We start from the raw sequence: 23,141 nt of genomic DNA on the forward strand, positions 1-23,141 counted from the left end.
AACGCACTTGATTTCAAGTGATTTAGCTCACATACAGTGGTTACGCCACTATGGCACAGCACAACCAAAGAATGCAGTGTTTTTTCGACGCGACGCTTTTGCCGATATCCACGGGCAATCCCGTCGGCAAATTGGCGTCTGACGCCTGTTTCGGCTATAAAAACACCAGTGATTCTAGCTTAAGATCGTGATTCGATTTGACTGAACAAACGACATCTTCGGGCGGGGGGCTCCCGCCGGGTATCGAGCCCATATCCATTACGGAGGAAATGCAGCGCTCCTATCTCGATTACGCGATGAGCGTGATCGTTGCGCGCGCGTTGCCTGACGTCCGCGACGGTCTGAAACCGGTACACCGCCGCATTCTCTATGGCATGTCCGAGCTCGGCGTCGACTGGAACAAGAAATACATGAAATGCGCCCGTGTCACGGGTGACGTCATGGGTAAGTTCCATCCACACGGCAATGCTGCGATCTATGACGCGCTTGCCCGTATGGCGCAGGACTGGTCGCTCAGACTGCCGCTGATCGACGGGCAGGGCAATTTCGGCTCGGTTGACGGCGACCCGCCGGCAGCGGAACGTTATACCGAATGCCGGCTCGAAAAGGCTGCGCATACGCTGCTCGACGACCTCGACAAGGATACGGTCGACTTCCGTGAGAACTATGACGGCACGCTCTCCGAGCCCGTTGTTCTGCCGGCGAAGTTCCCGAATCTTCTGGTCAATGGCGCCGGCGGCATCGCGGTCGGCATGGCCACCAATATCCCGACCCATAATCTGGGTGAGGTCATCGACGGCTGTATCGCCATCATGGACAATCCGGGCATTGAACTGCCGGAACTGATGCAGATCATTCCCGGCCCTGATTTTCCGACCGGCGCGCAGATCCTCGGCCGGGCCGGCATCAAATCGGCCTATGAGACCGGACGCGGCTCCGTCGTCATGCGCGGCAAGGCATCGATCCAGCCGATGCGCGGTGACCGCGAGCAGATCATCATCACTGAAATTCCCTATCAGGTGAACAAGGCGACGATGATCGAGAAAATGGCCGAGCTGGTCCGCGACAAGCGGATCGAAGGCATTTCGGATCTGCGCGACGAGTCCGACCGCGAGGGCTATCGCGTCGTCGTCGAGCTGAAGCGCGATGCCAATGCCGAAGTCGTGCTGAACCAGCTTTACCGCTACACGCCGCTGCAGACCTCATTCGGCTGCAACATGGTGGCGCTGAACGGCGGCAAGCCGGAACAGATGACCCTGATCGACATTTTGAAGGCCTTTGTCGCCTTCCGCGAAAATGTCGTCAGCCGCCGCACCAAATATCTGCTGCGCAAGGCCCGTGATCGTGCGCACGTGCTCGTCGGTCTCGCCATCGCGGTTGCCAATATCGATGAAATCATCAGTCTGATCCGCCGTGCGCCTGATCCGGGCACAGCCCGCGAACAGCTGATGGAGCGCCACTGGCCGGCCCATGACGTGGAATCGCTGATCCTGCTGATTGATGATCCGCGCCACAAGATCGGCGAAGACGGCACCTATCAGCTGTCGGAAGAACAGGCGCGCGCCATTCTGGAGCTGCGTCTTGCCCGACTGACGGCGCTTGGCCGCGATGAGATCGGCGATGAGCTGAACAAGATCGGCGAGGAGATCCGCAACTATCTGGAAATCCTGTCCTCGCGCCTGCGCATTCAGGAAATCATCAAGGAAGAATTCGCCGCCGTGCGTGACGAATTCGGCACACCGCGCCGCACCGAGATCCTCGATGGCGGCCCGGACATGGACGATGAAGATCTGATCGCCCGCGAAGAAATGGTCGTCACCGTTTCGCGCTTCGGCTATATCAAGCGCGTGCCGCTGACCACCTACCGGGCCCAGCGCCGCGGCGGCAAGGGCAGGGCAGGCATGTCGATGCGCGACGATGATTTCGTCACCCGTCTGTTCGTTGCCAGCACCCATACGCCGGTTCTGTTCTTCTCCTCGCGTGGCATCGTCTACAAGGAGAAGGTCTGGCGCCTGCCGCTTGGCACGCCGCAATCGCGCGGCAAGGCCCTGATCAACATGCTGCCGCTGGAACAGGGTGAAACCATCACCTCGATCCTGTCGCTGCCGGAGGATGAGGAGAGCTGGGGCGAACTCGATGTGATGTTCGCAACGACCCGTGGCACGGTCCGCCGCAACAAGCTGTCGGATTTTGTCCAGGTCAACCGCAACGGCAAGATCGCCATGAAGCTGGACGATGAGAATGACCGCATTCTCTCGGTCTGGACCTGTACGCCGGATGACGACGTACTGATGACCACGGCGCTTGGCCAGGCCATCCGTTTCCCCGTTCCGAGCGTGCGTGTCTTTGCCGGCCGTAACTCGATCGGTGTCCGCGGTATTGCTCTTGCCGATGATGACCGCGTGATCTCCATGTCGATCGTCAGCCATGTCGACGCCCAGCCCTGGGAACGCGCCGCCTATCTCAAGCGCTCGGCGCTTGAGCGGCGCACGGAAACAGGTGAAGCGGAAGAGATCGCACTGGTCGGCGAAGAGGTGGTGGAAGAAGGCACGCTTGTCGACGAGCGCTATGAAGAGCTGAAGGCACGTGAGCAATTCGTGCTGACCGTCTCCGAAAAGGGCTTTGGCAAACGTTCGTCTTCATACGATTTCCGCATATCAGGCCGCGGCGGCAAGGGTATCCGTGCCACCGACACGGCCAAGGTTGCCGAAATCGGTGAACTGGTTGCCGCCTTCCCGGTTCTCGATACCGATCAGATCATGCTTGTGACCGATGGTGGCCAGCTGATCCGCGTCCCGGTTGACCAGATCCGCATTGCCAGCCGCGCCACCAAGGGTGTCACGGTGTTCAAGACCGGAGCCGACGAAAAGGTCGTCTCGGTCGAAGGCATCAGCGAACCGGACGATGTGGATGGTGACGAGCTTGGCGATGACGGGGAGGCCCCTGTCACCGGCTCAGACGCACCTGATACAGAAGAATAAGACATCTTCATAATCCACTGAAAATAGGGCCCTTTTCGAAAGAAAAGGGCCCTTTTCGCTCCCCACATGGTCGCCGGTCACGCTGGTCCGATCGTCACCTGGACATCGCAGGGCCTGGCCGTATAGGGCGCAGAGGTCACAAGCACGGCGACGCCGGTTCCGGCATAGGCAGCAGCATTGTCAGCATTGATGCCGCCCGCAGCGATCAGTTTTGCAGCAAGGTCCGGCGTCTCCGCGGCCATCAGCGCGGCGATCTGCGCTGGGTTGAACTTTTCCAGCTGAACAATATCGGCCCCGGCATCGACGGCAGCCAGCGCCGCGTCCGCGCTCTTCACCTCGACAACGATCTTGCGTTCCGGGCAATTGCGTTTCAGACAACCGATCTGCGCGGCAAGCGGCTGCTGCGCAATGGCGCGGTGCTCCGGAAAGACAAGCAGGGTTTCGGAAAGCCCGGTGCGGTGGAGCTGCGCTCCGCCCGCCAGGACCGCCTTTGCCGACAGTGCCCGCGTACCGGGAATGGCCTTGCGCGTGCAGGAAACGACAATGTCTGACCGTGCCGCCCGCGCAGCCATGACAATCCGATTGGCCGAGCTCGCAATGCCTGACGCCCATTCAACGAGTGTCTGTGCGACCTTCCAGCCCGCCATCAACGCCTCTGCAGTGCCGGACGCGGTCAGGATCGGCTGACCGGGATCGAGTTGATCGGCGCTTTGCGCCGAAAGCGTGACCGTAGCGCCCGCGAGGACGATCAGACGGGCCGCTTCCTCAACGCATGCCAGCGTCATTGCGCCACGGGCCGAAAACGTCATCACGCCTTGAACGGCATTGATGCCAAGTGATCGCGTCGTCAGGTCGCCAAAAGGCACGTCTTCCGCCAGAAAGCCCGCCAGTGTTTCATCGCTCACCGTCAGCATGTGATTACCCCTTTTTGAGCCAGCGGTCACCTTCCGTTATGCAGGCGACCTACATAACGACTGCCTAGCAGTTTCCATGCCAGACGGTAGAGCGGGAGGCTGCGCGGGGAAACGCGGGATCTCTGGCCCGATTTGTCGGTTTTGCCTCTTGCATTCAGGCCATGCCTGTCTCAATTGAAACAAACACCCGCGCTTTTTCTTGCAGATTGTCTGCTTACGTGACAAAAGGCCGGAAACCAAAACGGGCTCTTTCATATGGCGACAGCGTTTTATCCCGGCTCCTTCGATCCGATGACCAACGGCCATCTGGACGTCGTGCTTCAGGCGCTCAACATCGCGGACAGGCTGGTTGTCGGCATCGGCATCAATGCCGGCAAGACACCGCTTTTCACGTTTGAGGAGCGCGCCGCCTTTATCACCCGTGCGGTTACCGAACATCTTCCCGACCGCGGCGATGACGTGACGGTCGTCGCCTTCAGCGGCCTTGCGATCGATGCCGCGCGGCAGAACGCTGCGGGAATGATGATCCGCGGACTTCGTGATTCCACCGATTTCGCCTATGAGATGCAGCTTGCCGGTATGAACCAGACCATGGCGCCCGACATTCAGACGGTCTTTCTGCCGGCAATGGCGCTTTCCCGTCCGATATCGGCCACATTGGTAAGGCAGGTCGCAGCCATGCGCGGCGATGTCTCCCGTTTCGTCCCGCCTTATGTCGCCGAAGCACTTGCTGCGCGGTTCAGCCGCTAGAAAGCGCAAGAGGCGCCCGTCATCCCTCAAATGGAGAAGAACGCGATGAAGAAATTTGCAAGCCTTGCCGCTGCCGGACTGATGTTGGCCATGGCGGGTTCCGCCTTTGCTGAGGACGCGAAGGACCTGCTCAAGCTTCAGACCAGCCAGGGCCCGGTCACGATCGAACTCTACGACAATGTTGCGCCGAAGAATGTCGCTCGCGTCAAGGAACTGGCGCAAGAGGGTGCTTATAACGGCGTCGCCTTTCACCGTGTGATCGACGGCTTCATGGCCCAGACCGGTGATGTACAGTATGGCAACATGGACAAGGACTTCGATGACGCCCGCGTTGGTATGGGCGGATCGAACCAGCCGGACCTTCCTGCCGAATTTTCCGACATTCACTATGAGCGCGGCATTGTCGGCATGGCCCGTGCACAGGATCCGAATTCGGCAAATTCGCAGTTCTTCATCATGTTCGCCGATGCACCATTCCTGGATAACCAGTATACGGTGATCGGCAAGGTCGTCGACGGCATGGACAATGTCGACAAGATCAAGAAGGGCAGCCAGGCCGATAACGGCAAGGTCGAGAACCCAGACCGTATCGTGACTGCGACGGTTGAGAGCAACTGAATAAATCCCTATAGACCGGAAACGCCACAAGGAGAGGACAATGGCTGAGACCAGAGACCCCGAAAACACCCTGATCATGGAAACCTCGAAGGGCAAGATCGTCATCGAGACTTTGCCCGGCGTCGCGCCGCTGCACGTCGCCCGCGTCAAGGAACTGACCCGCGAAGGCGCCTATGACGGCGTCGTGTTTCACCGCGTGATTTCCGATTTCATGGCCCAGGGCGGCGATGTGCAGTTCGGCAACAAGGAATCCTCAAGCTACCATCCCGGCCGCGCTGGCATGGGCGGTTCGGACAAGCCGGACCTTGCTGCAGAATTCTCCGCCGAACGCCATGTGCGTGGCACATGCTCCATGGCCCGCTCGCAGAGCCCGAACTCGGCCAACTCCCAGTTCTTCATCTGCTTTACCGATGCACCCTGGCTCGACAAGCAGTACACCGTCTGGGGCAAGGTCGTCGAAGGCATGGATATCGTCGACAAATTCGAGCGCGGCGAACCCGTCCGCAACCCTGACCACATCATCTCGGTCAAGGTTGAAGCCGACCTCTGAGTGGCGTACTGAACGCACGACTATGGCCCGACCGGCGCTTCAAGCAGCGCCGGCGGGTTTTTGAATTTGAAGGACATACCCATGCGCGTCGATCTGTTCGATTTCGACCTCCCGGATGAGCGGATTGCACTTCGCCCGGCCAATCCCCGTGACAGCGCCCGGCTGCTGCTGGTCGAGCCTGACGGCGAAACAACGCTGTCCGACCATCAGGTCTTCGATCTGCCGAAATTTCTGCGGCCCGGCGATGCGCTGGTGTTCAACGACACCAAGGTCATTCCGGCGCAGCTGGAAGGCTTTCGGATCAGGGCAGGGGCTCAGGAAACGCCCGTCTCGGCGACCCTTCATCTCAGAAGCGCCGACAATGTCTGGCATGCCTTTGCCAGACCTGGCAAGCGGATCAAGCAAGGCGACCGGCTCGTGTTCCAGAAGGATGATGCACAGCTTGAAGCCGAGGTGACGGAAAAGCGCGAGGCTGGCGAAGTTGTCCTGACCTTTTCTGAACGTGGTGGCGCGTTGGACGAGGCGCTGATGGCCGTCGGCCATATTCCGCTGCCGCCCTATATTGCTTCAAAGCGTGCAGAAGACGGTCGCGATCGCGACGATTACCAGACGATCTACGCCCGTGAACGCGGCGCCGTTGCCGCGCCGACCGCGGGGCTGCATTTCACGCCGTCGCTGTTCGAGGCGCTGGACCGGGCCGGGGTGGAGCGCCATTTCGTCACGCTGCATGTCGGCGCAGGGACGTTCCTGCCGGTCAAGGCCGATGACACCGACGATCACAAGATGCATTTCGAACGTGGCTATATCACCGACGAAACGGCGGCGGCACTCAATGCGGTGAAGGCGCGCGGCGGACGGATTGTCTCCGTTGGCACGACATCACTGCGGCTGCTGGAAAGCGCCGCACGTGACGATGGCACGATCCCGTCATGGCATGGCGAAACCGGCATCTTCATTCAGCCCGGCTACCGCTTCAAGGCGGTGGATGCGCTGATGACCAATTTTCATCTGCCGAAATCGACGCTTTTCATGCTGGTTTCGGCTTTTTCAGGCCTTGAAACCATGCAGGCCGCCTATGCCCATGCCATTGCATCGGGCTATCGTTTTTATTCCTATGGCGATTCCAGCCTCCTGATGCGGAAAGACCGATGAGCGAAGAATTCCAGTTTCACCTCAAGGCAACGGACGGCAAGGCGCGTCTTGGCAAAATCACCATGCCGCGCGGCGAGATCCGCACCCCTGCCTTCATGCCCGTCGGCACAGCCGGCACAGTCAAGGCGATGTATCTCGATCAGGTGCGCGATCTTGGCGCCGATATCATCCTCGGCAACACCTATCACCTGATGCTCAGGCCGGGTGCCGAACGGGTGGCCAGGCTTGGCGGTCTGCATTCGCTGATCCGCTGGCCACATCCGATCCTCACCGATTCCGGTGGTTTCCAGGTCATGTCACTGTCGGATCTGCGCAAGATCGACGAGAAGAAGGGCGTTACCTTCCGCTCCCATGTCGATGGCAGCATTCACCAGATGAGCCCGGAGCGCTCGATCGAGATTCAGGGCCTGCTCGGTTCCGATATCCAGATGCAGCTTGATGAATGCGTGCGCCTTCCGGCGGGGCCGAAGGAGATCGAGCAATCGATGGAAATGTCGCTGCGCTGGGCCGAGCGCTGCCGCGTTGCCTTCGGCACGCAGCCGGGCAAGGCCATGTTCGGCATTGTTCAGGGCGGTGATATCGGCGCACTCCGCATCCGCTCGGCACAGGGCCTCGCCGATCTGGACCTGAAGGGCTATGCCGTCGGCGGACTGGCCGTCGGCGAACCCCAGCACGTCATGCTCGAGATGCTCGACATCACCCTGCCGGTTCTGCCAACCAGCAAGCCGCGCTATCTGATGGGCGTCGGCACGCCGGACGACATCATCAAATCGGTTGCCCGCGGCATCGATATGTTCGATTGCGTCATGCCGACCCGGGCAGGGCGGCATGGTCTTGCCTATACGCGGCGTGGCAAGGTCAACCTGCGCAATGCCCGCCATGCCGAAGATCTGCGCCCGCTGGACGAAGAAAGCGATTGCCCGGCCGCGCGCGATTACTCCCGTGCCTATCTTCATCACCTGATCCGCGCCAATGAATCCCTCGGCGGAATGCTGCTGACATGGACAAATCTGGCGTATTATCAGGACCTTATGAAGGGCATACGTGGTGCCATCGCCGAAGGCCGGTTTGCCGATTTCATGGCAGAAACCCAGGAAATGTGGGCGAGGGGCGATATCGACCCGGTCTGACGGGGCGACAGGCCGCCTCAGCGCGCGGGCTTGCCGGGCCAGGGCAGCTCCCAGTCCCGGTAAAGTTCTTTCACCGCCCGCGCCGATTGGCACTCCACCAGCGGCATTCCGGTATCACGCAGAATGGCCGCATAGCGCTTGTCGCTGTTGCGGCTTTTCACCAAGACCCACTTGATCATCGCCCATTTGATGCTGTCTTTCGCGCCATCAAGATGACCGGCGCGATCTGAACGATTGATCAGAGTCCGCCTGAAATAGCGCCAGAGCCGCAGCCAGGGGCTGGATGTCAGCAGAATGGCACCGGTCGCCCGATCCAGCCGCTTCGGCATCAGGCGGGTATAGTTGCCCTCGATAATCCACCGATCTCCAAGAATGGCGGCATCATGCAGCCGGGCAAATTCATCGTCCGGCCGTTCCTGCCAGTCGGTATGCGGCAGATGCCTGAGCTGATCGAGATGGATGACTGGCAGAGCGAGCTTCTGTGACAGCGCCACAGACAGGGTCGACTTACCGGCATTTGAAGGCCCGAGGATAACGATGCGCTGGCCAAGCGTCGCAAGACTGGTCATGATCCGATACCGCTATGATGAACTGGGGCGACAACCAATGAGGCCGTCCTGAGCGGATGTCAAACAGTTATGATCCGACAGGAATTGCCAATGTGAAAATCACATGGAGCGACACCGGACGGTCACATGACTGGCGCTTTTGCACTCGGCGCGCCGGTGACATTTCAAAAGGGCGCCAAACAACCATCCGGGCAGGGTCAGCCTTCAGGACATCCTGGGTGAAATCAAAATCATATAATGCAGATTATGGAACTTTTGCCATAGCCAACGGCTCAGCTGCGTAAGAATGTCAGGCAGCGTGCAATTGCAGCGCGCTGCCTGAAAGGCCGGTTGCTGTCCGGCTCAGATCACTGCGAAGAAGCCCTCAAGGCGGTGATCGATTGCCAGGGCTACTTCGCCGACTTCAGCACACCGAGCCGGTTCATCGCCGCAGTGAACCCGCTGAGCGACGCAGCGATCGTCACGGTCTTGCCGTTGTTCACCACAGTGCCGCTGACATTGAGTTTGGTGCCGCTCTTCATTTTGTCGATCATGTCCTTGTCGAGCGAGACCGGAACGAGGCAACCCTGCGGCAGGCAGGTCGAGAAGTCGTATTTCTTGCCGGTGGTCTGGTCATCAATCGAAACGGTTGCACCTTGTGTCACGGCCAGACCGAACGGCATGACGATGACGCCGCGCAGGATGCCGTCCTGTGTCGACATCAGTTCCAGCGACAATACGGTGCGGCCGGAATCCTTGTCGAGCTGCTTCTGTGTCATGGCGCATTGCACGCCTTTTTCGCCACTGACACAGTTCACCTGCCAGTCCTGGTAGGTCTCGTTCAGGGAGTTTGCACCGCCGGGAAGCTCGGCGAAGGCGGGGACAGACAAGGCTGCGGCAAGCGACAGGCCGGCCAGTCCGGCAGAGATATGGAGTTTCTTCATAGTCGTCCCTAAATATCCGAAATAAAATGAAAAACGCACAGGGGCAGTATTCATGGGTGAGTTTTGTGCCTGCCTCAACGTCCGGTGTCAAGTTCAGAGCCCGCCGATCAGGGAATGGTCGGCGACAAAATCCATTGCGGAAAAGATCAAACTCGGCGCTTCCATCTTGGCTGCAATTATGCGACCACCTTGGGGAGTAATTCAGGGGCGGTAGAGCTGCATTCAGCCCGTGCGGCCCGCCTGCCCGGCGTTAATGTGAGGTCTATTCATGTCCGAAGTCTCGGGTGACGAAAACAAGCCTGCCGACGAACAGCCTGTTTCCCGTCCGACGCCGGCAATGCCCGATATCAATGCCATTCTCGGCAATCACAAGGCTTCGCGAAAGCGTCATTTTCCCTGGAAATCTGCGACGGCGATCGTCATCGTGCTGGCGCTCGGCGCCGGTGGCTATATGGCGTTTTCGCGCGGTGGCTCCATTCTCCCTGCCCCGGCCATCCATTACGTTACCTCCGACGTCAGGCATGGTGATCTCACCGTTTCGGTGACGGCAACCGGTTCGGTCGAACCGACGGAGCAGGTTGAGATCTCCAGCGAGCTTTCCGGTACCGTGCGCGCGGTTCTTGTCGATTATAATGACGCGGTCAAAAAAGGTGATGTTCTGCTGAGGCTCGACACCGACGAGCTGAACGCCGACGTTCTTGCAGCAAAGGCCCGGCTTGCTGCCGCCAACGCCGATGTGGCTGGCGACCAGTCCGATCTTGAGGCCAAGAAGACCACGCTGGAGCGAACGCAGAGGCTCGCCGAACGCAATGTCGCCCCGCGTCAGGACCTCGAGGACGCGCAATTTGCCGTCAACGCTGCCGAGGCAGCGCTTCAGAGCGCAGAAGCGCAGGTCGCTGTTGCACAGGCCGATGTGGAGCTCGCTCAGCTTCGCCTGTCCAAGGCCGATATTGTCAGCCCGATTGACGGTATCGTGCTCGACCGCGATGTCGATGTCGGCCAGACCGTCGCCTCCTCTCTGGAAGTACCAACCCTTTTCGTCATCGCCGGTGATCTTCAGGATATGGAATTGCAGGTCGATATCGATGAAGCCGATGTCGGCATGGTCAGCGTTGGCCAGAAAGCCAATTTCACCGTTTCGGCCTATCCCGGCAAAAGCTTTCCCGCAGAGATCCAGTCGATCCATTTTGCCTCGTCCATCAAGAATGACGTGGTGACCTATCAGGCCGTGCTCAGCGTCGATAACTCCGATCTGCTGTTGCGGCAGGGCATGACGGCCACGGCCAGCATATTGGTGAACCAGCTGAACGATGTGCTGCTCGTTCCCAATGCGGCGCTGCGCTTTGTGCCGGCCAGCAGAAACGGCGCTGCCGGATCGGAAACACGCACCGGTCTGCAGCTGCTGCGGCCCTCCACGCCGCTGCCCGCAGGGCAGCCCGCCTCTGAACCAGCGCAGACCGATAGCGCGGCAACGAACGGCGGCAATCACCGTATCGTCTGGATCCTCAGAAATGGCGATCCGATGCCGATCAATATCACCATTGGCCCATCCGACGGCACCCAGACACAGGTCGTTGACGGCGATCTGAGAACCGGTGACCAGGTTATCACAGGTTCACAGCCATGATGCTTGAGAGGGGGCAATCATGAGTACAGCCGCGCTCATTGAATTCCGCAACGTCTACAAGTCCTATGGCATGGACGAAGCGACAGTTTCGGCGCTGAACGGTGTCAGCTTCTCGATTGAGGCGGGCGAGTTCGTTGCCATCATGGGACCGTCCGGTTCGGGAAAATCGACGGCGATGAATATTCTCGGCTGGCTCGATGCACCGTCGAGCGGCCAATATATGTTCCAGGGGGTTTCAACCGCCGACCTCCCCTCCTCCAAGCTCACCCTGCTGCGCCGCTACCTGCTCGGTTTTGTGTTTCAGGGCTTCAACCTTCTGCCCCGGACTTCGGCGCTCGAGAATGTCGAACTTCCGCTGGTCTATCGTGGCATAGGCCGGCGGGAACGTCGTCAGATGGCGGAGGCCGCGCTCGAAAATGTCGGTCTGGGTGACCGGATGCACCATTTCACCCAGCAGCTTTCCGGCGGCCAGCAGCAGCGCGTTGCCATTGCCCGCGCCATTGTCACCGATCCGGCCGTGCTTCTGGCCGATGAGCCAACGGGCAATCTCGACACCCGGACGAGCTCGGAAATCATGGACCTGATTTCAGACCTCAATCGCAGCCGCGGCATCACGGTCATCATGGTAACGCACGACCACGCCATTGCGAGCCATGCGGCTCGCCGGATCCGTTTCCTTGACGGCCATCTGGTTTCGGGACCGGGTTCCCGCGCCGAGGAGGGCGAACATGTTTCTTGAAACGCTTCGACTGGCGCTCAGGGCGATCCGCCGCAATCTTCTGCGCTCGTTTCTGACCGTGCTTGGTGTGGTCATTGGCGTTGCTGCCGTGATCGCCATGGTCACCATCGGCAACGGCACGACGGCGCAAGTGAAGGCCGAACTCACCAAACTGGGAACGAATGTGCTCTATGTCCGTCCCGGACAGCGCGACCCGGGCGGTCCGACGGCAAGTGCCAAGGGCTTCACCGAGCGCGACATTGCAGCCATTCGCGATCAGATCCGCGGCCTGCGCGGTGTTGCCCCCTATAATGTCACCACCGACACGGTCGTCGCCGGCGGCGCCAACCGTCGTACCGTGATCATCGGAACCACCAACGACTACCTGTCGACGCAGGACTGGACCATCGCCAGCGGTCGCGATTTCAACGAGGCCGAGAACAGCGGCAGCGCCACGGCCTGCATCATTGGCGAGACCGTGCGCAGCGCGCTTTACGGCGCCGCCGACCCGGTCGGCGACAGCCTGCGTGTCGGCAATGTCGCCTGCAATATCGTTGGCGTTCTCGCACCCAAGGGCGACAGCGGCATGGGGAATGATCGCGACGATATCGTGCTGATGCCGATCGGCGTGTTTCAGCGGCGGATCGGCGGCGCCGCCTATATCGACAACATCATCCTCTCGGCGCGCGATGGTGTCTCCACTGCGACGGTACAGGCTGATGTCACCTCGTTGCTGCGGGAAAACCGGAATGTGCCTTTCGGCCGGCCGAATGATTTTGAAGTCAACGACATGGTTCAGATGGCCGAGACCATGACCGGCACAACCCGCACGCTCACCGGACTTCTCGGCGCAGTAGCCGCAGTGTCACTCCTGGTCGGCGGCATCGGCATCATGAATATCATGCTTGTCTCCGTCACCGAGCGAACCCGCGAGATTGGCGTTCGCCTCGCCATCGGTGCGCTGGAACGTCAGGTTCTCACCCAGTTTCTGGTCGAAGCCATAGCGCTTTCGATCTCCGGCGGGATCGGCGGGATCATCATTGGGCTCGCCGTCGCCTTTGCTGTCGTGCACTATCTGGCCGTTCCCTTCGTCATCAGCCTGCCGGTCATCGCCATCGCCTTTGCCGTCTCGGCGCTGATCGGCGTCGTCTTCGGCTATTATCCGGCGCGTCGGGCAGCACGGCTGAGCCCGATTGATGCCCTGCGCCACGAATAGCGCGCGGACACAAACAAAAAGCCGCCGGCTCGGGACGGAGCAGGCGGCTTTCTCAATCTGTCAGCATTGCGCTCCGGCTGATCAGCCGACGAAAGCACGCTCGATCACAAATTCCGATGGCTTGTTGTTGGCGCCTTCGGTGAGGCCCGCGGCTTCCAGCAGCGCCTTGGTGTCCTTCAGCATTTCCGTCGAGCCGCAAATCATCGCCCGGTCGGTTTCCGGATCAAGCAACGGCACGCCGAGTTCTTCAAACAGGCGGCCGCTCGACATCAGGTCAGTGATGCGTCCCTGCCGTTCAAAGGGTTCGCGCGTGACGCTGGCATAATGGATCAGCTTGTCACCAACGATCTCGCTCAGGATTTCGTCATTGCGGATCTCGTTGACGAGATCGAAGCCATATTGCAGCTCGGCAACTTCACGGCAGGTATGGGTCAGAATGACCTGCTCGAATTTCTCATAGGTTTCCGGTTCACGGATCAGGCTGGCGAAAGGTGCGATGCCGGTACCCGTCGAGAACATGTAAAGCCGCTTGCCGGGCGTCAGTGCATCCAGCACCAGCGTGCCGGTTGGCTTCTTGCGCATCAGAACGGTATCACCAGGCTGAATTTTCTGCAGATGCTGAGTCAGCGGTCCGTCCGGCACCTTGATCGAAAAGAACTCCAGCTCTTCCGCCCAGGCCGGGCTTGCGACCGAATAGGCACGATAAAGCGGCTTGCCATCGACCATCAGGCCGATCATGGCAAACTCGCCAGAACGGAAACGGAAACTTGCCGGGCGGGTCATCGAGAAACGGAACAGCCGGTCCGTATAATGGGTGACACTCAGCACGGTTTCGGCAAAGACACCAGCCGGCAGGGCGGCTGTCGTGTCTTCTGTCTTCACTTCAACATTCATGTGGGTCCTGTCAGATTCTTTCTGGTTCCGGTCCGGCCACGCTTCAATTCAGCAGGTCTATTGACCTCTCCATACTACCGAAGCCCGGCGATTGCAAAACTGTCTGCTGAATTCGGCGAAAAACATGCCTTTCAGCGTCATCTTTTATATCGGCAGAAGCACCGCCCCGGCCTAGCTCACCGGCTCGAAAATCGGAATCGATTTTCAAAAAGAACGATGCGCAGATTCAATAAATTGGAGCGTCCTTGTGCATGCAAAAGGACGCACGGCGCTCTAGAGGCTCCGTCGCCAACTATAGCCACCTTCGCTTTTCGCATCGCGGCTTGCTGGCTGATAATAGAGCGTAACCTCGGGCAACCGCCCCTCCTCCAGCCGCCGGATTGCCGTCGGATTTGAAACAGCGAAGCTGTCAAAGCCGCAGCGCAGCATATGCACCAGTGGATCGATCAGGATATCGCCGACGGCCCTTAACTCACCTTGATAGCCGAGCCGGTCACGCAGCAGGCTGGCCTGACTGAAAGCCCGGCCGTCGCCAAATCCCGGAAAGGTCAGCGCAATGATTTCGATCCGGTCCAGCACCGGTGCGAGCAGGCGGATATCGTCGAAGGGGCCAGCGATAACGCCGAAAGAGCCATTTCCGCCGAGGGGACTTTCAACAGCCTCTTCGAAAGGCACAAGCCGGCGCTGCCCCTCGCCCGCCTTCAGGTCATCCGTCTCCACCACCCATGGATCATTCTCCGCGAATCCGCTTTGACGCCATATACGTGTCATCTTTTTCTCCTCAGGCGGCTTTGGCATTGTCGCCGTAGAGCGCATCCTTGAAAGGCTGCGCGCCGACCCGACGATAGGCATCGATAAAGGCTTCATCGCGGCTGAGCCGCAGCCCCAGATAGGTATCGACAATCGTCTCGATTGCGTCGGTCACCTTTTCCGGTTCGAAACCGCGTCCGACAATCTCACCGATCGACGTATTTTCATCGGCAGAGCCGCCAAGCGTGATCTGGTACAGCTCCGCCCCCTTCTTCTCGACCCCCAAAAGGCCGATATGGCCGACATGATGGTGACCGCAGGCATTGATGCAGCCGGAAATCTTGATCTTCAGATCCCCGATCTCTTCCTGCCGCCGCGCACTGCCGAAACGCGCCGAAATCTCCTGCGCCAGCGGAATGGATCTGGCATTGGCGAGCGCGCAATAGTCAAGCCCGGGACAGGCGATCATATCGGTCACCAGACCGGCATTGCCGGTCGCCAGACCTGCCTCCTTCAGCGCTGCATAGACCGCCGGCAGATCTGCCCGCGCCACATGCGGCAGGATCAGGTTCTGCTCATGGCTGACACGGATCTCGTCGAACCCGTATCTTTCCGCGATCGCTGCCACGGCATCCATCTGATGGTCGGTTGCGTCGCCCGGAATGCCGCCGATCGGCTTCAGCGAAATTGTCACCATGGCGTAGTCATCGCGCTTGTGACGGCCGGTGTTACGCGTAAGCCAGGTGATGTACTCGGCATCGGCCGTGTCATATCGGTCGCGCTCGCGCTGCGGCAGGTCGGGTGCAGCAAAATAGGAGCGAATCGCAGCAATATCGGCTGCGGGCAGTTGCAGGTTGCCGTGGCGCAGCTGGTCGAATTCCTGTTCGATCTGCCGCGTCAGTTCTTCCGTGCCCGTCTCATGAACGAGGATCTTGATGCGCGCCTTATACTTGTTATCGCGGCGCCCACTGAGATTGTAGACGCGCAGGATAGCCGTCGCATAGGCCAGAAGATCCTGCTCCGGCAGGAAATCACGCACCTTCTTGGCAATCATCGGCGTGCGCCCCTGGCCACCGCCGACATAGACGGCAAAGCCGAGTTCGCCGTTCTCATTGCGCTTCAGCTGCAGGCCAATGTCATGGACCTGGATCGCCGCACGGTCATGCTCCGCACCTGTCACGGCAATCTTGAACTTGCGCGGCAGGAAGGAAAATTCCGGGTGCAGCGATGACCACTGACGCAGGATCTCGGCATAGGGCCGCGGATCATCGGCCTCATCATGGGCAGCCCCGGCAAAATGATCCGCCGTGACATTGCGGATGCAGTTGCCTGAGGTCTGGATCGCGTGCATCTCAACCGATGCCAGCTCGCGCAGGATCGCCGGAATATCTTCCAGCCGCGGCCAGTTGAACTGGATGTTCTGGCGGGTGGTGAAATGGCCGTAGCCACGGTCATATTTGCGGGCGATATGGGCGAGCATACGCATCTGCCGGCCGTTCATCGTGCCATAGGGAACGGCGATACGCAGCATATAGGCGTGAAGCTGCAGATAGACACCATTCATCAGGCGAAGCGGCTTGAAGGCATCCTCGGTGATCTCACCCGAAAGCCGTCGCGCAACCTGATCGGCAAATTGCGCAACCCGCTGTTCAACGAAGCTGCGATCGAACTCATCGTAGCGATACATGTTCTAGGCCTCCACGCGCTCGGCTCGCGCCACGGGAAAGCCCGGCGCATAGGAAATTGTCGGCCCCTCGGCGCGAATGCGCTCCCGCAGCCTCAGCGGCCATATCGAGCCATCCGGCCGCTCCTCGACATCAATCAGATTGACATCGACAACACGGTTTTCGGAGAAATCACGCTTGCCGATCTCCTGCAGCGTAACGATTGCGGCATCGTGACGGGCAATCAGCGCGGTCTGCAGATCGGTCACCCAGCGTCCATTCACGTCGAGCCAGACAGATATGCCATCCGTGAGGCGATTGGCGGTCAAAACCTTAGCGGACATGGGATACCTCCTTCTTCGGCAGTGCGGTCGAATTATTGTTGAGCGCCAGAGCACTCGACTGGCTGAAATCAGCACCGGCAACGGCATCACCAATGATGACCATGACCGGACCGGTCAGATCTTCCCGGTCCTCGAGCAGACCAAGCTCAGCGAGGACTCCATGAAACAGCCGCCGGTTCTTGCGGCTTGCATTCTCGACGACAGCGATCGTGGTATCAGCGGGAACGCCCGCCTCCACCAGCCGGGCACCGGTCTTGGCAGCGACGGAACGGCCCATATAGACGGCAATGGTTGCACCCCGGGCAGCAAGCTGTGCCCAGTCCGGCAGGGTTTCACCATTGAGGTCGTGGCCGGTCGTAAAAACCAGTGATGAGGCCACACCGCGCAATGTCAGCGGCAGATCAAAATCGGCGGCTGCGGCAACTGCAGATGTGATGCCAGGCACGATCTCGTAGGAAATACCGGCAGCCCTCAGCGCCGCCATTTCCTCGCCGGCGCGGCCAAAAATCAGCGGATCACCGGATTTCAGGCGAACGATACGTTTGCCTTCTTTGGCAAGATCAACCAACAGATCATTGATTTCATTCTGTGACTTCGAGTGGCAGCCTTTACGCTTGCCAACCGCGACACGCTGCGCGTCACGACGCCCCATATCAACAATCGCCTGCGGCACAAGCGCGTCATAGGCAATGACATCGGCTTCCATCAGCAGGCGATGGGCCCGAAGGGTCAGCAGATCCTCGGCGCCCGGCCCGGCCCCCACCAGAGCCACATGTCCGTTCTGACGATGGGCATCGGAGAGCATTTCATCGGCCAGGCACTCAGCTTCGATGTCGCGGCCCTTCTCGAGCGCACGGGCAACCGAACCGTTGAAGAAGCGCGACCAGTAGGCGCGCCGCGCGTTTCCGCGTGGCACATGCGCCTCCACCTTGCCGCGGAAATTCTGCGCCAGGCGTGCCAGACGGCCAAGCGAAGGCGGCAGTATCGTATCGATCCGCGCACGGATCAGCTGCCCCAGAACGGGGCCCGCTCCTTCCGTGCCGATGGCGATGGCAACCGGCGGCCGGACGACCAGCGCCGGTGTCAGAAAATCGCAGGCCTCCGGCTGATCGACAGCGTTGACGGGGATTGAATGCGCCCGTGCCGTTTCGGCAATATGGGCATCCTGTGCCTGATCGCCTGTCGCGGCAAAGATCATGGCGGCATTTTCGAGCTGCCCGGCGGAGAAGGGCGCATCAATGCGCGCATAGCCGTGCTCGCTCAGAAAGGCAGCATAATCATCCTCGGGCGCGTCGCTATAGGCAACGATAGCAGCTGACGTCTTGGCCATCAGGCGGGCCTTGGCATAGGCCTCGTCACCGTTTCCGAAAATCGCGACCTTGCGGCCGTCAACGCGGAAAAATGCCGGAAATGTCGTCAGCAATTCTTCTTTTGCGGTCATCGCTACAAACCTTTTTCGTTTGTGAGAATGATCGTTGTTCGGCGGCTGAAATTGAAGAAACGAAAATGCGCGGCGATAGAGGCAACGACATTTCATTCCTCAAATTCACCGAAAGCGGGGCAAATTTGCCCCGCATTGCGATTTACTTGGCTCATGCGAAACGATATTTTCGCAGGCAGACGTGTTCCGGAGACCATATATGAACGAAAGCGCCCTCACCGACCGCCTGCTCGCGGTGATCGAACAGGACATCCTGCCCCTCACCATGAAGGGGGTTGAAACGGGCAATAAGGTCTTTGGTGCGGCAATCCTGCGCAAATCCGACCTTTCACTCGTCATCGCCGGCACCAATGACGAGACCAAAAACCCGCTCTGGCATGGCGAAGTGAACACGCTGAAACAATTCTATGAGCTGGCCGACCTGCCCGCCACCAAGGACCTTCTGTTTCTGTCGACCCATGAACCCTGCACCATGTGCATGTCAGCAATCACATGGGCCGGTTTTGACAATTATTTCTATTTCTTCAGCCACGAAGATTCCCGCGACAGCTTCGGCATTCCCCATGATCTGAAGATCATGAAGGAGCTCTACGGGCTTGAACCCGGTGGCTATCGGCGCAGCAATGCCTTCTTCACCGCCCGCTCCATCGTCGACATGGCCGCGCTGGCGAAGGCACCGGAACGCAGCGCCTTTCTGGAACGCATAGCCGCGATCAAGGCGACCTACCAGCTTGCGTCATCCACCTATCAGTCGCATAAGGGCGATACGAAGATCCCCCTGAGCTGAACGCTCTGCCCAATCCCGGAGAGATGTGATGGAACCGTCACGCGATATTGCGCGCCTTCTCGAAATCATGGCCGCCCTGCGCGATCCTGAAACCGGCTGCCCCTGGGATGTCCGGCAGAATTTCGAGACCATCAAGCCCTATACGATCGAAGAGGCCTATGAGGTTGCCGATGCGATCGAGCGCAACGACCTCGACGATCTCTGCGACGAGCTCGGCGATCTGCTGCTGCAGGTCGTGTTTCACGCCCGCATGGCCGAAGAGGCCGGCGAATTCTCGTTCGGCGATGTGGTTCATGCCGTGACGTCGAAAATGATCCGCCGCCATCCGCACGTCTTCGCCCGCTCCGATGCCGATACGCCGGAGGCCGTCAAGGCAATCTGGGACGATGTCAAACGGAAGGAAAAGCAGACCCGCGCCGCGCGCCGCGCCGAACGGGGGCTGACCGAGGATTTCAAGGCCGGTCATCTCGGTGGCGTGCAGCGCTCCTTCCCGGCCCTCACCGAAGCGCTGAAGCTGCAGGAACACGCCGCTCGTGTCGGGTTCGACTGGTCCGAGCCGGAGCCTATTCTCGACAAGTTCGAAGAAGAGATCGGCGAGCTGCGCGAGGCGCTCACGGCCGGCGATCGTGCGGCTATCGCTGACGAGCTGGGCGACCTGATTTTCGCCGCGGTCAATCTCGGCCGCCATACGGGCACCGACCCCGAACAGGCTCTGCGTGGAACCAATACAAAATTCAGGCGTCGGTTCAATTACATAGAGACGTCTCTTGAGAATGCAGGCGAAAGCCTTGACGACGCAACGCTGGAACGTATGGAAGCGCTCTGGCAGGATGCAAAAAAGATCGAGCGCAAACTCGGCTGAGTTCGCGCCCGTTCAGCAAACAGCAAAGCTGTCAGACGCTCAGCCCTCCAGCATGCTTTCCAGCCGCTGGGCTTCGCTCGCCGGCAGACGGATATCGAGACTGACCGAGCCGTCTTCAAGATCACGCCGGTCGTCAACGATGGCGTGCTCATAGAGCCAGGGAAGAATCTGCAGCTGCGTCACCGCGAGCGTGATGGTCGTTTCCGTCAACACCCCGGCAAGCCGCTTGGCGATCCGGTCGATCAACGCCTCGACGCCTTCGCCGGTGATGGCCGATACACCCATCACCGCATCGTCGCCGCTGGCGCGTTCCATCAGCGCATCATGCGCCTCGGGCTCGAGCAGATCGACCTTGTTCCAGATCTCGAGAATCCTGGCATCGCGATCATCTTCATCAATGCCGAGCTCGCCAAGAATGCGAAGAACATCTTCCGCCTGCGCATCCCGGTCCGGATCCGACATATCCCGCACATGCAGGATGATATCGGCCTCCAGCACCTCTTCCAGCGTCGCACGGAATGCGGCCACGAGATGTGTCGGCAGATCGGAAATAAAACCAACCGTATCGGAAAGGATGACGGTGCGCCCATGGGGAAGCTTCATCCGCCTGAGCGTGGGGTCAAGCGTGGCAAACAGCATATCCTCGGCCAGAACGCCTGCGCCGGTGATCCGGTTGAACAGTGTCGACTTTCCGGCGTTGGTATAGCCGACCAGGGCAACAATCGGATGCGGCACCTTCTTGCGCTTTGAACGATGCAGCTGACGCGTACGCACCACCTGCTCCAGCTCACGCTCCAGCTTGACGATACGTTCGCGCAGCAGGCGACGGTCTGCCTCGATCTGCGTTTCACCCGGACCACCCATGAAGCCACCGCCACCGCGCTGACGCTCAAGATGGGTCCAGCTTCGTACCAGCCGGCCGCGCTGATAATTCAGATGCGCCAGTTCAACCTGAAGCCGGCCTTCCTTGGTCGACGCGCGCTCACCGAAAATTTCGAGAATGAGGCCAGTACGGTCGATGACCTTTGCCACCCAGGCTTTTTCCAGATTGCGTTGCTGCACCGGTGTCAATGGATGGTCGACGATAACAAGACCGACATCGTTGTCATCAAGGGCCTGGTCGATTTCCTCGATCTTGCCCTGACCGATCAGTGTTGCGGGACGCGGATCGTTGACCGGAACGATCACCGATCTGACCACCTCAAGCCCAATCGCGCGGGCAAGCCCTTCAGCTTCCTGCTGACGGCTCTCCGCCGAACGCGTGCTCAACGACGCTGCGGCGTCTCCGCCGCGCGCTGCTTTCAGGACCGGAACCAAAACGAGGGCGCGGGAGGAATCCCTGTTCTCGTATTCACTTTCCGGAAATTTCGATTTGTCTTGCTCAGAAATGTGGGTTCACCCGATTACGACGAACTGTCTTCGCCCTCGAACATCTGAACCGGCTGACCGGGCATAATGGTCGAGATTGCATGCTTGTAGACCAACTGGGAGTGGCCATCGCGACGCAACAGAACACAGAAGTTGTCGAAGGATGTCACAACACCCGTAAGTTTGACCCCATTTATGAGAAAAATCGTCAATGAAATCTTCTGCTTACGAACTGTATTAAGAAAAAGATCTTGAAGATTTTGAGAACGTTCCGCCATAGCGCCGCTTCTTTCTTACTTTTGCCGGAATTTCGCCGGTATCCACCTCATTGATTTCGCCATGTCCTACTGACCAAGTGAAATCTCTTTGACGGTCGTACCAAATCGTTATGCTTTCCGCAACGGTGAAAACGATACCCGTAAACGTCGCACCGCACAAATCGTTGCATCCAGGACTAGAAATACTGAATCGAGACGCGAAACAGCTGCTCGACATGGCGGACGGCCGAGGCCGCGGCAAAAAGAATCACCCGGTCACCGGTCTTGATCTTCATGTCGCCGGTCGGCCGCAGAAATGATTCGCCCCGGTAGACTGCGCCGATCCTGATGCCTTCCGGCAGTTCGAGATCGCGGAACGGCGTTCCGACCAGCGGCGACGTTGCGAGCGCCTCGGCCTCCACCACTTCCGCCGCCCCCTTCTGCACCGCATAGACCGAGCGGATACGCCCTTTGCGAACATGCTGCAGAACGCGCGAGATCGTCACCGCGCGCGGATTGATATAGGCATCGATGCCGAGCGACTTGGTCACATCGTGGAAAGAAGGATTGTTCAGCAGCGCCAGATTGGAATCACAGCCCAGCTGCTTGGCAATCACGGAAGCCAGAATATTGGTCTGGTCGTTATTGGTCAGCGACACCATCAGATGCGCATCCGGCACATCCGCCTGGATCATCAGGTTCTGGTCGAGTGCCGAGCCCTGCAGCACGATCACATTGTGCAGCTGATCGGAGACGGCAATGGCACGCTCGCGATCATTCTCGATGATTTTCACCTTGGTCTTGGGCTGCAGCTCTTCCAGCGACTTGGCAACGAAGAAGCCGATATTGCCACCACCGGCAATCACGATCCGCCGCGCTTCCTGCTCTTCGTGGCCGAACAGCGCCAGCGTCCGGCGGATCTGATCCTGTTCGCAGACCACATAGACCATGTCGCCAACCAGGATCTGGTCGGAGGAATGCGGAATGATGATCTTGTCATGACGGTAGATGCCGGTCACCGTCGCGCTGAGATCGGGGAAAAGCTGGCTGAGCTGCTGCAGCGGCGTGTTCACCACCGGGCAGTCATCGTGGCACTCGACCGCGAGCATGGCGATATTGCCGTCACCGAACCGTACGATGTCGGTGGCGCCGGGGAAGGAGATGCGTCGCAACACCATCCTGCCGACTTCGACTTCCGGCGAAATCGTCACATCAATGGGCATGTGATCGCGTGAGAACAGATCCGAATAATGCGCCTGAAGATAGCTCTGCGAGCGGATTCGGGCGATCTTGGTCGGAACGTTGAACAGCGAGTGGGCCACCTGGCAGGCAACCATGTTGATCTCGTCATGCAGCGTCACGGCGATGATCATGTCAGCTTGATCGGCGCCGGCCCGGGCCAGCACATCCGGGTGCGCACCGTGGCCGACATAGCCACGCACATCCAGAAGTTCGGTGATCGCGCTGATCAGCGTTGCCGATGTATCGATGACCGAGACATCGTTATATTCCTGGGAAAGTCGCTCGGCGATACCGAAGCCGACCTGCCCTGCCCCGCAGATGATGATCTTCATGTCGTCCGTTCCGGCGCATGGCCATGTTCACGTTCAGTCGCTTGCCAGTCGA

Annotated in this window: 22 protein-coding genes; 11 read left to right on the top strand and 11 right to left on the bottom strand. The window is 59.5% G+C overall.

Features of this window, described 5'->3' with window-relative positions; genetic code table 11:
* Positions 1 to 197 precede the first annotated feature (197 nt).
* Positions 198 to 2,981: a DNA gyrase subunit A gene (gyrA, locus tag HCK86_RS03020; RefSeq protein ID WP_176083014.1), complete on the top strand. Its 2,784-nt coding sequence runs from the start codon at positions 198 to 200 to the stop codon at positions 2,979 to 2,981.
* Between the two features lie 77 nt (positions 2,982 to 3,058).
* Here the strand turns inward: gyrA and modD are convergent, their stop codons facing one another.
* The gene (modD, locus tag HCK86_RS03025; protein WP_176083015.1) at positions 3,059 to 3,895 is read right to left on the bottom strand and encodes a ModD protein; all 837 of its coding nucleotides are present in this window, start codon (positions 3,893 to 3,895) and stop codon (positions 3,059 to 3,061) included.
* A 255-nt stretch (positions 3,896 to 4,150) separates the two neighbouring features.
* On the opposite strand from modD, the gene coaD reads away from it, so the two are divergent.
* The 5 genes from coaD to tgt all read left to right on the top strand — a co-directional run bounded on the left by coaD (position 4,151) and on the right by tgt (position 8,095).
* Positions 4,151 to 4,645: a pantetheine-phosphate adenylyltransferase gene (coaD, locus tag HCK86_RS03030; RefSeq protein WP_176083016.1), complete on the top strand. Its 495-nt coding sequence runs from the start codon at positions 4,151 to 4,153 to the stop codon at positions 4,643 to 4,645.
* Between the two features lie 45 nt (positions 4,646 to 4,690).
* Complete coding sequence (locus tag HCK86_RS03035; protein ID WP_176083017.1) at positions 4,691 to 5,263, top strand: peptidylprolyl isomerase; 573 nt, start codon at positions 4,691 to 4,693, stop codon at positions 5,261 to 5,263.
* A gap of 40 nt (positions 5,264 to 5,303) precedes the next feature.
* Complete coding sequence (locus HCK86_RS03040; RefSeq protein WP_176083018.1) at positions 5,304 to 5,813, top strand: peptidylprolyl isomerase; 510 nt, start codon at positions 5,304 to 5,306, stop codon at positions 5,811 to 5,813.
* 81 nt (positions 5,814 to 5,894) lie between these two features.
* A complete protein-coding gene (queA, locus tag HCK86_RS03045; protein ID WP_176083019.1) occupies positions 5,895 to 6,965 on the top strand; it encodes a tRNA preQ1(34) S-adenosylmethionine ribosyltransferase-isomerase QueA in 1,071 nt (356 codons plus the stop codon).
* Positions 6,962 to 8,095: a tRNA guanosine(34) transglycosylase Tgt gene (tgt, locus tag HCK86_RS03050; protein WP_176083020.1), complete on the top strand. Its 1,134-nt coding sequence runs from the start codon at positions 6,962 to 6,964 to the stop codon at positions 8,093 to 8,095. The genes queA and tgt overlap by 4 nt, the downstream gene beginning before the upstream one ends.
* A 17-nt stretch (positions 8,096 to 8,112) precedes the next feature.
* On the opposite strand, the gene HCK86_RS03055 is transcribed toward tgt, so the two are convergent.
* Positions 8,113 to 8,664, bottom strand: a complete 552-nt coding sequence (locus tag HCK86_RS03055; RefSeq protein WP_176083021.1) for an AAA family ATPase — start codon at positions 8,662 to 8,664, stop codon at positions 8,113 to 8,115.
* A gap of 389 nt (positions 8,665 to 9,053) precedes the next feature.
* On the bottom strand, positions 9,054 to 9,587 hold the full coding sequence (locus HCK86_RS03060) for an invasion associated locus B family protein (RefSeq protein ID WP_176083022.1): 534 nt from the start codon (positions 9,585 to 9,587) through the stop codon (positions 9,054 to 9,056).
* Positions 9,588 to 9,855: 268 nt separating this feature from the next.
* Here HCK86_RS03060 and HCK86_RS03065 point away from each other — a divergent pair, with 268 nt between their 5' ends.
* From HCK86_RS03065 to HCK86_RS03075, 3 genes are read left to right on the top strand one after another with little or no spacing between them, the layout of a single operon-like run.
* The gene (locus HCK86_RS03065; protein ID WP_176083023.1) at positions 9,856 to 11,214 is read left to right on the top strand and encodes an efflux RND transporter periplasmic adaptor subunit; all 1,359 of its coding nucleotides are present in this window, start codon (positions 9,856 to 9,858) and stop codon (positions 11,212 to 11,214) included.
* Positions 11,215 to 11,233: 19 nt separating this feature from the next.
* A complete protein-coding gene (locus HCK86_RS03070; RefSeq protein ID WP_176083024.1) occupies positions 11,234 to 11,953 on the top strand; it encodes an ABC transporter ATP-binding protein in 720 nt (239 codons plus the stop codon).
* Positions 11,943 to 13,148 (top strand): ABC transporter permease, encoded by a 1,206-nt coding sequence (locus tag HCK86_RS03075; protein WP_176083025.1) that lies wholly within the window; start codon positions 11,943 to 11,945, stop codon positions 13,146 to 13,148. Before HCK86_RS03070 ends, HCK86_RS03075 begins: the two co-directional genes overlap by 11 nt.
* Before the next feature lie 81 nt (positions 13,149 to 13,229).
* On the opposite strand, the gene HCK86_RS03080 is transcribed toward HCK86_RS03075, so the two are convergent.
* From HCK86_RS03080 to cysG, 5 genes are all read right to left on the bottom strand, one after another.
* Positions 13,230 to 14,042: a ferredoxin--NADP reductase gene (locus HCK86_RS03080; protein ID WP_176083026.1), complete on the bottom strand. Its 813-nt coding sequence runs from the start codon at positions 14,040 to 14,042 to the stop codon at positions 13,230 to 13,232.
* Between the two features lie 273 nt (positions 14,043 to 14,315).
* Positions 14,316 to 14,813 (bottom strand): DUF934 domain-containing protein, encoded by a 498-nt coding sequence (locus HCK86_RS03085; protein WP_176083027.1) that lies wholly within the window; start codon positions 14,811 to 14,813, stop codon positions 14,316 to 14,318.
* Positions 14,814 to 14,823: 10 nt separating this feature from the next.
* The gene (locus HCK86_RS03090) at positions 14,824 to 16,479 is read right to left on the bottom strand and encodes a nitrite/sulfite reductase (protein WP_176083028.1); all 1,656 of its coding nucleotides are present in this window, start codon (positions 16,477 to 16,479) and stop codon (positions 14,824 to 14,826) included.
* Between the two features lie 3 nt (positions 16,480 to 16,482).
* The gene (locus tag HCK86_RS03095; RefSeq protein WP_176083029.1) at positions 16,483 to 16,800 is read right to left on the bottom strand and encodes a DUF2849 domain-containing protein; all 318 of its coding nucleotides are present in this window, start codon (positions 16,798 to 16,800) and stop codon (positions 16,483 to 16,485) included.
* Positions 16,790 to 18,241, bottom strand: coding sequence for a siroheme synthase CysG (gene cysG, locus HCK86_RS03100; protein WP_176083030.1), 1,452 nt, complete (start codon positions 18,239 to 18,241; stop codon positions 16,790 to 16,792). The genes HCK86_RS03095 and cysG overlap by 11 nt, the downstream gene beginning before the upstream one ends.
* Positions 18,242 to 18,440: 199 nt before the next feature.
* Here cysG and HCK86_RS03105 point away from each other — a divergent pair, with 199 nt between their 5' ends.
* Positions 18,441 to 19,028 carry a nucleoside deaminase gene (locus HCK86_RS03105; RefSeq protein WP_176083031.1) on the top strand — a complete coding sequence of 196 codons (588 nt, stop codon included), beginning with the start codon at positions 18,441 to 18,443 and terminating at the stop codon, positions 19,026 to 19,028.
* A 28-nt stretch (positions 19,029 to 19,056) separates the two neighbouring features.
* Positions 19,057 to 19,890, top strand: coding sequence for a nucleoside triphosphate pyrophosphohydrolase (mazG, locus tag HCK86_RS03110; RefSeq protein WP_176083032.1), 834 nt, complete (start codon positions 19,057 to 19,059; stop codon positions 19,888 to 19,890).
* Positions 19,891 to 19,929: 39 nt separating this feature from the next.
* Here the strand turns inward: mazG and hflX are convergent, their stop codons facing one another.
* The 3 genes from hflX to trkA form a co-directional block, all read right to left on the bottom strand.
* The gene (gene hflX, locus HCK86_RS03115) at positions 19,930 to 21,279 is read right to left on the bottom strand and encodes a GTPase HflX (RefSeq protein WP_176083480.1); all 1,350 of its coding nucleotides are present in this window, start codon (positions 21,277 to 21,279) and stop codon (positions 19,930 to 19,932) included.
* A 14-nt stretch (positions 21,280 to 21,293) separates the two neighbouring features.
* Positions 21,294 to 21,536 carry an RNA chaperone Hfq gene (gene hfq, locus HCK86_RS03120; RefSeq protein ID WP_141146982.1) on the bottom strand — a complete coding sequence of 81 codons (243 nt, stop codon included), beginning with the start codon at positions 21,534 to 21,536 and terminating at the stop codon, positions 21,294 to 21,296.
* A 176-nt stretch (positions 21,537 to 21,712) separates the two neighbouring features.
* Positions 21,713 to 23,089, bottom strand: coding sequence for a Trk system potassium transporter TrkA (trkA, locus tag HCK86_RS03125; RefSeq protein ID WP_176083033.1), 1,377 nt, complete (start codon positions 23,087 to 23,089; stop codon positions 21,713 to 21,715).
* Positions 23,090 to 23,141: the final 52 nt, after the last annotated feature.

This window comes from Martelella sp. HB161492, from assembly GCF_013184775.1.
Lineage (GTDB): Bacteria > Pseudomonadota > Alphaproteobacteria > Rhizobiales > Rhizobiaceae > Martelella.